This window comes from Thermococcus atlanticus, assembly GCF_054657855.1.
In genome coordinates this window covers 355690-368366 of record NZ_BAAHXX010000001.1, presented here as the reverse complement: position 1 = coordinate 368366, position 12677 = coordinate 355690, and the positions used below count along the sequence as shown (strand labels likewise).

Here is a 12677-nt window from a genome sequence, read left to right as displayed (position 1 = left end):
CCTTTTTATTCTCCACTTCAGCCCCTTGAATGGCATTTTTAATCTTTTCAAAATCCTTTATGTTACCACCGATAGGCATATATAAAACAAGATCAAGAACATTTTTGCAGCACTTGTCCCGGAGGTAACACACATGAAGATAACCGTTTATGATGGTGCCGATACCATAGGCGGAACAAAAATCCATATAGAAGAAAAGGAAAACGGGCTTTTCCTGGATTTTGGAATGAACTTTGCCAGGTACTCCCTCTATTACGAGGAGTTCATAAGCGAGAGAAGTGCGAGGGGAATTCACGACCTCTGGCACCTCGGTCTAATACCAAAGCTCAACATCTACAGAAAGGATTTGATTCCACGGGATCTGGATACCTCCTCTTACCCAAAGCTCCCGGTCAACGCTGTTCTGATAAGCCACGCCCACCTCGATCACGTCGGTAACGTCGCCCTCCTCGATGAGGCTGTTCCGGTAGCGGGTTCCCCCACGACGATTGCAATCATCAAGGCTTTAAATGATACCGCTGCCAGCGGCAGCCATTTTGGAATGGAAATCCCCTACTATAAGGTGAGGAAGAACAGAGATGAGGAAGGCCATATCCTGGAGGCGGACAGAAAATCCCACTACCCTTCGAGGAAGGTTATCCTCACAGGGAAAGCGGAGCAGCTCAATGAGTTCCTCTTCTGCTCCCCAAGATCTAAAAAGAAAATAATCCCCAATGAGGTTAAAGCCCTCGGAGAAGAGGAGCTGGGCTTTGAGGTCAAGGCTTTCCCAGTGGATCACTCAATTTACGGTGCAACGGCTTATGTGGTCGAAGGTGATGTTAGCCTCGCATACACGGGCGATTTCAGGCTCCACGGGAAGAACGGGAACAAAACGAGAAAGTTCATTAGAGAGGCGGGGAATGCAGGCGTTTTAATTACGGAAGGGACAAGAGTTGGTAGAGAAGAACACGAGAACGTCTCCGAGAGGGAGGTTTATGAGAACGCGCTTGAAATCGTTGAAGAAGCTAAGGGATTGGTTGTGGCGGACTTTTCGGCAAGGAACTTTGAGAGGCTTGAAACCTTTGAGAAAATTGCCCGGGAGGCGGGTAGGGAGCTCGTGATAACGGCAAAGGACGCTTACTTCCTGCATGCCCTGAAAATGGTCGATGGAGCCGACAGACTTGAAGGCCTTAGAATTTACGGGAACTTCAAAGCCAGCCAGCAGAGGTGGGAAACCCTCGTGGTCGGGGAGAACTATGGCGACAGGTATATATCACCTTTTGAGATCAGGGCAAATCAGGAGAACTACATTCTATGCTTCTCCTTTTATGATATGCCCCACCTGCTGGATGTAATGCCCCATGGCGGCGCTTATATTTACTCCTCAAGTGAGGCCTTTGGGGAGGAGCAGGAGTTCAGCTTTCTCCGCCTTTGGAACTGGCTCAGATACTCTGGCTTTGATGTGCATGGGTTTAAGGTGGATGAACACGGGAAGCCGGTTTTTGAGAGAGGACTTCATGCGTCGGGTCACGTTTCCAGGGAGGAGCTGGTGAGGGTTATTGATGAAATTGACCCGGATTACATCATTCCGGTGCACACGGAGAACCCGATGTGGTTTAAGGAGAAGTGGGGAGATAATGTGATTATCCTAAAGAATGGGGAAAGGTGGGAGGTTTGAGAAATCAGACCACGCCCACAAGCACACCGCCAAGAAAGCCCTCCGCATGCTCCGCCAGCTCTACGAGATAGGCTTCGCGAGCTTCAGCTGATCCTTTCATTTTCCGAAACCATTATAACTTACCCCCGGGTAAGTAACTTACGGTGGGGCAAGTTGCTGTTTGACCTCCAGCCGAAAACCAGACGGAAAGATTTGTATGACAGAGAAAGGGAACTTAAAGAATTTAACAACGCACTTAAACTCAACGAGAAGCTGATTCTTCTCCTCGGCATAAGACGCCTGGGCAAGAGCTCCCTCCTCAACGTTGCGCTTTCTGACTCCGGACTGCCTTATGCCAAGATAGACGTTCGCTCCCTGTACTTCACCCACGGTTCAATTCCCCAAGAGCTTCTGGCCAAGAAGATTTTAAGCTCGCTCCTCCAGTCGCTTCCGCCGAGTGGAAAGCTTAGGCTCGGACTTGCAAATGTGCTCACCTCGATCAGGGGCATCCATCTCTCGGGAGTTCAAGTGGAATTCGAGAAGAGGCCTGACCTCGCTGAAATTCTGGAAAAGATAAACTCATGGGCAGATAAAGAGGAAAGCAGGGTTCTTCTCGCCTTTGACGAAGCCCAATACTTCAGGCTTTCTGGCATTCAGTATGATGGATTAATCGCATATGCCGTGGACAACCTGCCGCACTTAACCTTCGTTTTAACTGGCTCAGAGGTTGGGATGCTTCACGATTTCCTCGGCTTTGATAACCCCAAAAAGCCGCTTTTCGGCAGGTACGCCAGGGAAATAACGTTGGAGAGATTCAGCCGGGAACAGAGTCTTGATTTCCTGGAACGTGGATTCAAGGAACTTGGGGTTGATATAGCCCTCCCGGAGCTTGAGCGGGCCGTTGACAGACTCGACGGAATCGTTGGCTGGCTGAGTATGTACGGCTATCTCAGGGGAATTCGAAAGCTCCCGGAAAAAGATGCCCTAAATGAATTGTTTCACAGGGCCCATGCCCTTGTACTGGATGAGCTTTCCTCCCTGCTCTCGCACAGCAGGCGATACGGGCTCATACTGAAGGCTGTCGCCATGGGCAACATGAGGTGGAGCAATATAAAGGAGTACCTGGAGTTCAAAGCCGGCAGGATAAACGACGCTAAGTTCTCCATTCTTCTGAAGAACTTGGTAAAGTATGGTTATCTCGATAAAAGCGCCGACGGATACTTCATCCCCGACCCCGTTATTGCGGAGGTCATCAAAAAGTCCCAACTTACCCCAGGGTAAGTAACTTACCCCTCCGTAAGCTACAGCCTCCACAACGTGGTGGGCTCCGCTGCATTTAGTATCCTCAAAAAGACAGAGGAATAAAAAGTGCGGAGCATAAGGCCCCTCAGACCTTAAAATTCTTCCTCTTCCTCGATGAGGCCGTACTTCTCCAGCTCACGGAGGAGCTTTCTGACGGCTTCCCATGCATCATGCTCGCTCTTCGCCCCGGAGCACACTATCTTCCCTGAGGAGAACAGCAGTATCACAGCCCTCGGCTCTTTAACGCGGTAGATGACGCCGGGGAACTGCTCGGGCTCGTACTCACAGTTTGGCAAACTGAGTGCAACGGCATCGAGGTTAAACTCCATGCCTATATCGCCGCTGAAGACCATGTTCTGGATGTCTATCTGCGGCGCCCTTCCGAACTTGGCGCCTATCTTCTTGAGCATCTGAATGAGCTTCTGAACCGCCCTTTCTATGTCCTCGACGCTTTTCGCTCCAGTAACGACGAGCTTGCCGGAGCTGAATATCAGAAGGGCAACCTTCGGCTCGTCAAAGCGGCATATTATCCCCGGGAACTCCTCCGGATTATACTTTGAGTTTGGGCATATCTCGATGACCTTCTCAAGGTTTAGCGATGTAAAAAGGTCAACAGAGGCGACGATATTTTCAATCCTGAGCTTTACCTTACTCATATCTACCATGTATTACACCCCCGGATGGTGGGTTTAAAAACCCTTTATAAACTATCATCTTGGGTTTTTAAAGTTTAGCTTTAGGTTTGGCTTTTGGGTTAGCTTCAGGGCTGTCGGTGCTATTAGGACAAGCCCAGGAATATCCCAGGAGACGGCAGAGACGTTCATGTTTCATGCAACACGCTTAAAAGGGGGTGAAAAGGAGTTAGGCTTGGTGAGATCATGTTAAACACGATGGTTTTAGTAAGGACGGACAACTTTCAGAAGGCGAGCATAGCTCTGGCCGACCTCGTGAGGTACGGACGGATGAACATCAGGGGAGACCCGCGGATAATTCCGCCAGCCCTGTCGGACTGGGCCTTTGAGAAGATAAGCGGCGAGAAGCCGAGAAAAAAATTCAGGGCCCATGTGGTGGCTCAGATAGACCTGCCCCCTTCAAAGGCCATAGGCAGGCTGATGGACATACACCCCCCCGCCCACATTCTCGTAATCCCTCCTGACACAGAGGTGCACAGGGAGCTCCTCCGACTGTGGGGAACGTTTGAGAAGCTCCGCGGTTTCCATCCCCCAAAGAGAACCAAGACCGAGGAGCTAAGGAATAAGAAAGAGAGTGAGGAGTTGGAGGGATTTTAGGGGAGAACCTGCAGCCCCTCTTTTCTTCCAGCGTTTTTGAGGTCACTGTCCAATGTTGCCAGAATTCCGACTTGCATGTGGCAGGAATTATGGCATCATTCGGGAGTAGGTTGTGCTTCCGCATCAGCTCATAGGACAGCTCAATAATCTCGTCATCGGTGGGCAGTAGATGGAACTGCTCAATAAAATCCTTTGGCTCATCGGAGAGTATCACTGCGCTTATTTCTCCCCGTTTTTTAATTGTAATCATAAAATAGGACAACATCTATAAAAGAGTCTCTTCCAAAATTAATTAAAATTGAGAAACTGAGAAACTCAAAAACCTATAAACCAACAGTTCACTTCTTCTTCCTCTTCTTGATTCTGATGTTTGCCACATCTCCAAGCGTTGGTTCATAGTCCCGGGGTATCGTGGCCTTCTCCCTTTGAACTTCCTCAACCTTCTCAATCAGCGTTATTTTGAAGTACTTCTCCAGCTTCTTGGCCTCCTTTATCGTCGGCTCGCGGTAGCCGTGGGCAATCGCCCTCAGGTCATTCATTGAAAGCCCCACCTCATGGGAAAGCTCCTCATAGCCTTTTCCGCTCCTCTGAATTGCCCGCATAACCCTCTCAGCATAATCCTCAACAATTTCCTCGCTGTATAACGGCCTCTCTCTTCTGGGCTTTGGCTGCGGCTTCGGTCTTGGTCTTGAATACACCCTCCTCCTCGGCTCCCTCCCTGTGGGCATGACGCTGAATGTTCCCGGTTTCTTCCTGCCGTACTTCCTGTAGCAGTTATCGCACACGAGCAGCTCAGCACCCTCAATCCTTATTGTATGACCGGGTCCACGTATTGTTGCACCGCAAATTTCACAGATTTTGGGCTTCGCTTTTCCCATAAAAACCACCTTCCCAAGCTTAGGTTTATGGTTAGCTTTTATAAATCCATCCCCGCAAAATTCAGAACGATGACAGGGGTAAGGATAGAGAAGCTTGGCGAACTCGACCAGGAAACCTTAGAAAGGCTCATAGAGATATACATGAGGGGCTACGAGGGCATGAGGGAGTACGGAGGCGAAGGTGAGAGATACGCGAAGCGTTACCTGAGATGGTGCTGGAACAAGGCAAAGGAGGGCTTTTTCGTTGCGAAGGTTGGTGATGAGATAGCGGGCTTTATAGTCTGCGACAGCGATTGGTACAGCAAGTACGAGGGGAGAACTGTGGGGGCGATTCACGAGTTCGTCGTTGATAAGAGGTATCAGGGACGTGGCGTAGGCCATAAGCTCATGGAGAAATGCCTTGAGTATCTGGGCAGGTACAGCGACAGAATAGAGCTCTGGGTCGGGGAGAAGAACGAAAAGGCAATGAAGTTTTATGAGGGATACGGCTTCAGAAAGGCCGGCCAGAGCGGGATATGGGTCAGGATGGTAAAAGACCTGCGTAAGGACGGCAGACCCGGAGAAAAAGGGAAGTAGTTGTTGGATGTCCTGTATAAAGCCACCCGAACCAGAAAAGGTGAGGAAATTGAAGGAAGAAAGTTTTATACGTGAAGGAAAGGGCAGGTTAAGGGTCGTTATAGAAAACGGGAGAAATAGGCTTGAAACCATCATTAACGGCTCCCTGAAGAGCGTCGGCGAGATGGCGGAGATGCTGGGTGTCGAGGTAGCGGAAGGAAAAAAATAGAGGTAGCCATCGAGGGGGTGAAGATCAACGCCGAGCACGGAAAGCTGGAGATGGAGTTCGAGAACTGGGACAGGCTGAGGATTGAGAGGGCTTAGAGCTAAATCAATCACTTCTCAATTATTACCGCGTTCCCAAGAAGCTTGAAGTGGTGATCCATCGTCAGAACAACCGCTCCATGTCGTTTTGCGGTTTCTGAGATTATACAATCCGCGAGGGATACGTTTTTATTTTTCTTCTTAACTTGACTATGAACCTTTCCTAAACTCAGGGCAATTTCGCGGTCTAGGACAACCACCAAGCTGTTTTCAGCTATGGCATCCATAACGGAGCTATCAATTTTGTTCCTCTCAAGCTCGGCCAGCACTAAAGTCGAAACTATAACAACATCAGAGTTTTCCAGTATTTCAAGAACAACCTTTCCAGCTTTACTACCCCGAATCAATTCCACTAAAGCAGATGTATCTGGAAGGACTATCATATCCTTACATCCACCCGATCGCTTTCTTGGAATCCCGGCAGATTTTCAGCTATTCCGAATAGTTTCGACCAGGCTTTACGCTTTTTCTCATCTTTGATGAGCTTTTTTAGCTCTTCTTCAGTCAGAGATACCTTAACCTCAACAATACCACCCATAACACCACCGGAGAAAGTACGAAAAAAGTAGATAAAGTTTGCGGGAGCTCACTTCACCGGCGGCCTGAACTTGTATGCGTAGAGGATTATGCCATCCTCGCCGAACTCCCTTATCTTTCTCGTTACCATCTCGACCTCCATGCCGAAGGTTATCTCCTCTGGGTCCACATCCGTCAGCTGGGTCAGGACAACCGGCCCCTCCTCCAGCTCGACGAGGGCGAGGGGGAAGGGCTTGTAGTACTCGAAGCCGCTCGGAGGGTTCCGCACTATCGTCCAGCTTAGAACCCTGCCCTTTCCGCTGAACTGGAAGTCCTCCACATTCCTGCTGCCACACACAGGACAGACTGACCTCCTTGGGAAGAAAACATGACCGTTCTCGCATTTACCGCCGATGAGGCGGTACTTCTCCTTAAAATGCCTCCAGTATCTGGCGACCTGCATTGGCTTCGCCATTTCAGACCCTCCTCAAAATCGTGATCGTTATGTTTGAACCTGTTCCACCTATATTCTGGGTCAGGGCAGTTTCCGCATCCGGCACCTGTATTCCATCAGGGGCCTCTCCTCTGAGCTGCAGGACCGCTTCGACCGTCTGATACATGCCCGTCGCTCCCACGGGATGCCCTCTGGATTTAAGCCCGCCCATGGTCTGAATCGGGTAGTCCGCGTCGATTGCAATCTGTCCCTCCTTCGCCAGCATGGCTCCCTTGCCTTTTTCAGCCACCCCTATTGCCTCAAGGCTCAGGGCCGCCATTACAGTGAAAGCGTCGTGGACTTCAAAGAGGTCAATGTCCTTAACGCCTATTCCCGCCATTTTATATGCCCTCTCCGAGGCCACCTTTGCGGCCTTCAGGGTGAGCAGGTCTTCCCTGTTTGCGAGGTTGATTGTATCTATCGCCCTTGAGAATCCCGCAACCTCAATCCACTTCTCCCTTGGAACCCCAAGCTCCTTTGCCTTCTCTTTCGTGGTGATTATCGCCGCTGCGGCCCCGTCGCAGACCGGAGAGGCATCGAAGAGCTTTATCGGATCAGCTATATAGGGACTCCTCATGACGGTATCGACAGTTATGGCCCTCTTGAACATTGCGTAGGGGTTCTTTGCTCCGTTTGCATGGGCGTTGACTGCAAATAACGCTAAATCCTCCTCTGTATAGCCGTATCGCTGCATGTAGTACCTCATAATCAGGGCATTCAAAGCCACAAAGCTCGCCCCGTGGAAGTGCTCGTATTCCGCATCCGCCGCATAGGCGAGATAGCGGGTTGCATCACTCGGCCATGCATCCGTCATCTTCTCGACGCCCACCACGGCGACGACGTCTTCAAGGCCGCTCATGACGGCTTTAGCGCCTTCCTGAAGGGCTGCACCCCCTGAGGCACATGCAGCCTCGATTTTAACGGCGGGAATGTTTCCTAAGCCCGCCCAGTCCGCTATCAGAGCCCCAAGGTTCTCCTGCTCTACAAACGAACCCGAGATCATATTACCAACGTAAAGGGAATCAACCCTATCCACTCCGGCATCATCCATTGCATTCAGGATGGCCTCCACAGCAAGCTCCCTGAGGGAAAGCCTCCAGTGCTCCCCCACCGGCGTCATTCCAACACCAATTATGACCGGCCTCTCCATCTCCATCACCTCAGATTATGTACTTCCTCCTCGCCTTTGCATAGAGCGCGTAGTCAATGTACTTCTTCCTGCTAACGTAGTCCATCGTCTTCGGCGCAAGATCCCTCTTCTCCTCGATTGCATCCTGAACAACGAGGCTGAAGGCATCGCTTCCCGCACCGCTTCCGAAGCTAACCCACAGAATCCTGTCGCCGGGTTTTGCAACATCGAGAACCGCACTGATTCCGACGAGAGTTGCGCCGCTGTATGTGTTTCCTATTATGCCGCTGAGCAGGCCCGGAAGGATTTTCTCCTTCGGAATTCCGAGGATTTTGCCTGCCGTGAGGGGGAACTTCACGTTGGGCTGGTGGAATACTGCATAGTCAAAGTCGCCCGGAGAATAGCCGAGCTCCTCCATCAGGCCCTTGGCGGCGCTTATTACCTGATGGAAGTAGGCCGGCTCGCCTGTAAAGCGGTTCCCGTGCCTCGGGTAGTGCTCGTGCTGCCTCCTCCAGAAGTCCGGCGTGTCGGTAACGTAGGAGTAGCTCCCTTCAAAATATGCGAGGGTCTCGCTGCTCTTCTCGCCAACGATGTATGCAGCCCCCCCAGCGGCGGCGGTGAATTCGAGGTGGTCACCCGGCCTCCCCTGGGATGTATCGGCACCTATCGCCATGGCATATTCGGCCATTCCAGAACCCACGAATCCTATAGCAGCCTGCAGGGCTTCGGTTCCCGCTTTGCATGCAAACTCGAAATCGGCTGCATCCAGATCAGGTGTTGCACCGATTGCCTCGGCTATGACAGTCGCAGAAGGCTTGACGGCATAGGGCTTTGACTCGGTTCCAAACCAGAGCGCCCTTATAAACCTGGGATCAATCCGCGCCCTTTTTAGGGCATTCCTCGCCGCCTCAATTCCAATCGTTATCGCATCCTCATCCAGGCCGGGAACTGATTTTTCCCTGATAGGGAAGCTCGAAACTCCCCATACCCTTCCTATCTCCTCGTTTTTAATCCTGTACATTGGGACGTAGGCACCGTATCCGACGATACCGACATCCTTAACCGGTTTCAGCAGTTTTCCCATGGCCATCACCTGCATAAGAGCTGAGCTTTAAACGTTCTTTTAGTGCTAAACCCGGCCATTATAAAAGTCTTTCGGTGAAAGTAAAAGGTTTTTTCGACGATTAACGATGAAGAGGTATATAAGGAACCTCCGCATAATCCATGTAAGGTGATGTTTTTGAGATACACGATAAACCACAGGCCGAGCTTTTCTCTGCTTGAGGTGGAGCTCTCCCAGGGGGAGGCCATTCAGGCGGAGGCCGGAGCCATGGTGCACATGAGCCCCACCATAAAGATGGAGACAAAAGCCAAGGGAGGCGTTTTTGGCGCTTTAAAGCGTTCAATGCTCGGGGGAGAGAGCTTTTTCATCAACACGTTCCGCGGGCCTGGGACTCTGGGGCTCGCACCGTCCTATCCCGGAGATATAGAGGGGCTGGAAATCGACGGAACCCTCTATGCCCAGAGCGGGGCTTTTCTGGCCAGCAGTGAGGGGATACGCATAGATACCAAGTGGGGCGGGGCAAAGACTTTCTTCGGAAGGGAAGGCCTTTTCCTCCTTAAGATGAGCGGAAGGGGCATGGTATTCCTCTCAAGCTTCGGGGCGATATACAGGAAGGAACTCCACAACGAGCATTTTGTTATAGATACCGGACACATGGTGGCCTTCACTGAGGGACTGGACTTCAAGGTAAGGCGTGTTGGAAGGCTTAAGAGCACGCTCTTCAGCGGGGAAGGATTGGTGGCGGAATTCCACGGCACAGGGACTCTCTACATACAGACGAGGAGCATGGACAGTTTTATAAGCTGGATAATCCCCCACCTGCCGAAGGGCAGGGACTGATTTTTATTTATTTAGCCTGATGGAAGCGCCGTACCTCTATAACCTTCTCCTTTTTGTTATTGTCCATCATGGCGTCCACAGCTTCATGAATATTGTCAAAAGCCAGATAGTACCTTTTTCCATCCGCATCCTCTATGAGCAGGCCGGAATTCGAGATGGCGTAGGATTCCACATACCCGTATGCACCCCTGTATTCTCCCAGCCTGTACCGGCCAAAGGCAAGCCCGTTGACCCTGACCTCAAGCACCTCATTGGGCTCTGCCCTTCTGAAGTCCTTAACAGTGATGCTGATGCTTTTCTTCTTTGTCTCAACGGAAAGAACCGTCCGATTCCCTTCATGCCTCACAATGACCCTCCGGAGAATATATTCGTCGAGGTAGTGCTTCATCTTCACAGCCACGAATAAGATGATAAGAAGAAAAGGCGTCAGCACCACCAGCAGCGGAATCACAGGGAAAACCTCCGGCGCTTAATTAAAAACCCTTAATTAAAAAAACTAATGATCAGGGCTTCCTGACCACGAACAGTGCATGATCCTTCTCGTAGGGCTCAAGGGAAAGCCGTTCGAGGACTTCGAAATACTCGCCGAGTTCCTTTTCAACCTCCCTGAAGACCTGCTCTGGCTCCTTCGTCACGTCAATGCTCCTGCTCTTCACGGAAATCGTCCCATAACCGCCGCTCCTGAGGTATGCCCTCGCATTGTCTATAAGGATTTTCGCCTGAGTGGGCTGTGCCACATCTTCGAATATGACATCGACCTTTGTGACCAGCGCCCTGTACTCCTCCGGTTTTGTTGCATCGCCGAGAATCGGGATTATGTTCCTCCTTTCCTCAACCAGCGGCACGAGTTCCCTCAAAACCCTCGGCGAGAACTCTATTCCGAATATTCTGCCCTCCCAACCCACTATATCGCTCACGTGACTTGCCGTTGTCCCGCTGGCGATTCCGAGGTATAAGACCGATGAGCCGGGCTTTATCGGGAAGTTCTTCAGTCCGTTCAGAATTGCAGCGGCAAGCTTCGACCTCCTCGGGTTCCAGATTCTGTACTCCTCGCCCTCGGACTTTATCAGCCTCTCGCCGTAGACCTTCTGTCCCGGGACGAGATTCCTCGTCGCTATCTTCTCGCTGCCGTCCTCATCTATGAACACATAAACGCCGGGGAACCTGTGCTTTCTAATCCTCATTTAAATCACCTCTACCTCTTCTTCCTCTTTCCCTTCTTTTCTCTTTCTCTCTTTCCTCCGCCCTTCCCCATTTTTCCTTTTTCCTTCTTTCCCTTGAACTTCTCCTTCCCTTTCTTGAACTTCCTGCCTTTCTTCTCCTTTTTCTCCTTTTTCTTCTCCGGCTTGGCCTTTCTCTTGGGCGGGTTCGGATACTTCTCCTTTATCTCCCTAATTCTCGCCTCAATCTCCTGCCTCAGCTCCTCGGCTATGTATTCTCCGGAGAAATAATCAACACGCGCAGCTATGGCAAGCTTTCCGGCTAAAGCCCTTGCTATCTTGCCCCTCTGCCACCACGGAGAGCGGTTTATTGCGGGATACTGGTAGATGACTCCATGCTTGGGGGGTTTAGCCCCGGAGCGGAGGTGCCTGAAGAGGGCCTTCTCTGCCCCGAGAACCTGTATCGTCGATGACGGCATCATGGCGAGTTCTTTAAGTCCGCCGGCGAGGCTTATCAGCCTTGCAGCCAGCTTCGCTCCGACCAGAGCTTTGAGATTCGGAGCGACATCATCCATGGCCTCTTCGAGGTAATCCTCAATCCTGTCCCTCAGCCTGTAGAGGTCATCTATCTCCGCGGCAAGCCTCTGGATGATTTCGATGTCCTTCCTGCCCATCACAGCCCCCATCGACCTGTCCTTTGCTGCAAGGATTTTCTCAATCTTCCCCTCGCTGAGTCCGAGCTCTTCGAGCTTCTCCCTCGTTATGTTCTCCCTGAGGCCTGCTTCCCTAACAAAGACCACGTACTGCTGATGTTTTGGAAGGATTTCGTCAATCTCCGGAAAGTGCAGTGAATACCACTCCCTCAGTCTGGAGACCATGAGGTTGGTGACCTTATCAATATCATCGAGGGCCTCTATCGCCTGAATGACCATTTTATCCCGTGCTCCGCTCTGCTCCTGAATCCTCGCCCTTGTCAGCTGGACTCCTGCCCTGAAGTACTCTTCAAACCATTCTACGCCAAGAAATTCCTCAGGTTTTTCCCGGAGAATCTCGCCGGCCAGATTGGGGAACTCAAAATCAGCCTTAAATCCGAGCTCATTGGCCCGCCTGCTCAGCTCAGGGTGCTCAAACACAACCTCATCATAACCTTTGCCCCTCAGCTCCTCAAGAAGATCCAGCATTTCCTCGGTCATCTCCCCCATGAGAATCCTGTCAAGGCTGTTCTCCTTCTCAAAAGCCCGGTGTGCAATTACACTGCCGTTCTCATCAAGGGCATAGATGCCGTGCACATTCTCAGCTATGAATGCTTTCATTCTCATCACCTTTCCTCTTTTCGCTTAAGAGATATAAAAGGGTATAGGCTTTTAAGGGTGATGTTCTGCGGTGATACTGTTAGGATAACTGCGGCGTGCTTGAAAAAAGTATCCTCCCCTGTCCAGCAGCATGTCCCGAATAACCTAAATTCGAGCGGGATAATCCTCAACCCTTAAAT

16 protein-coding genes are annotated in these 12677 nt (G+C 51.0%); 6 read left to right on the top strand and 10 right to left on the bottom strand.

Translation table 11 applies throughout. The features are described from left to right. The first annotated feature begins 133 nt into the window (after nucleotides 1–133). The gene (locus tag ACYQ27_RS01995; protein ID WP_460040911.1) at nucleotides 134–1657 is read left to right on the top strand and encodes an MBL fold metallo-hydrolase; all 1524 of its coding nucleotides are present in this window, start codon (nucleotides 134–136) and stop codon (nucleotides 1655–1657) included. Nucleotides 1658–1810: 153 nt separating this feature from the next. After that, nucleotides 1811–2917: an AAA family ATPase gene (locus ACYQ27_RS01990; protein ID WP_456454158.1), complete on the top strand. Its 1107-nt coding sequence runs from the start codon at nucleotides 1811–1813 to the stop codon at nucleotides 2915–2917. Nucleotides 2918–3030: 113 nt separating this feature from the next. Here ACYQ27_RS01990 and ACYQ27_RS01985 read toward each other — a convergent pair whose 3' ends face one another. Beyond that, entirely contained in the window at nucleotides 3031–3603 is a 573-nt protein-coding gene (locus ACYQ27_RS01985) for a TATA-box-binding protein (protein ID WP_456394814.1), read from the bottom strand. Nucleotides 3604–3816: 213 nt separating this feature from the next. Between ACYQ27_RS01985 and ACYQ27_RS01980 the strand changes: the two genes are divergently transcribed. Beyond that, nucleotides 3817–4227, top strand: a complete 411-nt coding sequence (locus ACYQ27_RS01980) for a DUF356 domain-containing protein (protein ID WP_456454160.1) — start codon at nucleotides 3817–3819, stop codon at nucleotides 4225–4227. A gap of 338 nt (nucleotides 4228–4565) precedes the next feature. Here ACYQ27_RS01980 and ACYQ27_RS01975 read toward each other — a convergent pair whose 3' ends face one another. Further along, the gene (locus tag ACYQ27_RS01975; RefSeq protein WP_456454162.1) at nucleotides 4566–5105 is read right to left on the bottom strand and encodes a multiprotein bridging factor aMBF1; all 540 of its coding nucleotides are present in this window, start codon (nucleotides 5103–5105) and stop codon (nucleotides 4566–4568) included. Nucleotides 5106–5174: 69 nt separating this feature from the next. Here ACYQ27_RS01975 and ACYQ27_RS01970 point away from each other — a divergent pair, with 69 nt between their 5' ends. Both ACYQ27_RS01970 and ACYQ27_RS01965 read left to right on the top strand, forming a co-directional pair. Beyond that, a complete protein-coding gene (locus ACYQ27_RS01970) occupies nucleotides 5175–5681 on the top strand; it encodes a GNAT family N-acetyltransferase (RefSeq protein ID WP_460040910.1) in 507 nt (168 codons plus the stop codon). 49 nt (nucleotides 5682–5730) lie between these two features. Further along, nucleotides 5731–5889 carry a hypothetical protein gene (locus ACYQ27_RS01965; RefSeq protein WP_456454166.1) on the top strand — a complete coding sequence of 53 codons (159 nt, stop codon included), beginning with the start codon at nucleotides 5731–5733 and terminating at the stop codon, nucleotides 5887–5889. A 106-nt stretch (nucleotides 5890–5995) separates the two neighbouring features. Here ACYQ27_RS01965 and ACYQ27_RS01960 read toward each other — a convergent pair whose 3' ends face one another. Genes ACYQ27_RS01960 through ACYQ27_RS01940 form a run of 5 tightly spaced genes read right to left on the bottom strand, consistent with a single transcriptional unit; the run spans nucleotide 5996 to nucleotide 9206 of the window. After that, a complete protein-coding gene (locus tag ACYQ27_RS01960) occupies nucleotides 5996–6367 on the bottom strand; it encodes a PIN domain-containing protein (protein WP_456454170.1) in 372 nt (123 codons plus the stop codon). Continuing rightward, a complete protein-coding gene (locus ACYQ27_RS01955; RefSeq protein WP_456454174.1) occupies nucleotides 6364–6522 on the bottom strand; it encodes a hypothetical protein in 159 nt (52 codons plus the stop codon). Before ACYQ27_RS01955 ends, ACYQ27_RS01960 begins: the two co-directional genes overlap by 4 nt. A 48-nt stretch (nucleotides 6523–6570) precedes the next feature. Continuing rightward, nucleotides 6571–6975, bottom strand: a complete 405-nt coding sequence (locus tag ACYQ27_RS01950) for a Zn-ribbon domain-containing OB-fold protein (protein WP_456394806.1) — start codon at nucleotides 6973–6975, stop codon at nucleotides 6571–6573. A 1-nt stretch (nucleotide 6976) separates the two neighbouring features. Beyond that, nucleotides 6977–8143 carry a thiolase domain-containing protein gene (locus tag ACYQ27_RS01945; protein WP_460041763.1) on the bottom strand — a complete coding sequence of 389 codons (1167 nt, stop codon included), beginning with the start codon at nucleotides 8141–8143 and terminating at the stop codon, nucleotides 6977–6979. A 10-nt stretch (nucleotides 8144–8153) separates the two neighbouring features. Continuing rightward, on the bottom strand, nucleotides 8154–9206 hold the full coding sequence (locus ACYQ27_RS01940) for a hydroxymethylglutaryl-CoA synthase (protein ID WP_460041762.1): 1053 nt from the start codon (nucleotides 9204–9206) through the stop codon (nucleotides 8154–8156). Nucleotides 9207–9362: 156 nt separating this feature from the next. Between ACYQ27_RS01940 and ACYQ27_RS01935 the strand changes: the two genes are divergently transcribed. Continuing rightward, nucleotides 9363–10025: a TIGR00266 family protein gene (locus ACYQ27_RS01935; RefSeq protein WP_460040909.1), complete on the top strand. Its 663-nt coding sequence runs from the start codon at nucleotides 9363–9365 to the stop codon at nucleotides 10023–10025. 7 nt (nucleotides 10026–10032) lie between these two features. Here ACYQ27_RS01935 and ACYQ27_RS01930 read toward each other — a convergent pair whose 3' ends face one another. From ACYQ27_RS01930 to ACYQ27_RS01920, 3 genes are read right to left on the bottom strand one after another with little or no spacing between them, the layout of a single operon-like run. Further along, nucleotides 10033–10476, bottom strand: coding sequence for a hypothetical protein (locus ACYQ27_RS01930; protein ID WP_460040908.1), 444 nt, complete (start codon nucleotides 10474–10476; stop codon nucleotides 10033–10035). A 52-nt stretch (nucleotides 10477–10528) separates the two neighbouring features. Further along, nucleotides 10529–11209 carry a fibrillarin-like rRNA/tRNA 2'-O-methyltransferase gene (locus ACYQ27_RS01925; protein ID WP_460040907.1) on the bottom strand — a complete coding sequence of 227 codons (681 nt, stop codon included), beginning with the start codon at nucleotides 11207–11209 and terminating at the stop codon, nucleotides 10529–10531. A gap of 11 nt (nucleotides 11210–11220) precedes the next feature. After that, complete coding sequence (locus ACYQ27_RS01920) at nucleotides 11221–12498, bottom strand: C/D box methylation guide ribonucleoprotein complex aNOP56 subunit (RefSeq protein WP_456394818.1); 1278 nt, start codon at nucleotides 12496–12498, stop codon at nucleotides 11221–11223. Nucleotides 12499–12677 lie beyond the last annotated feature (179 nt).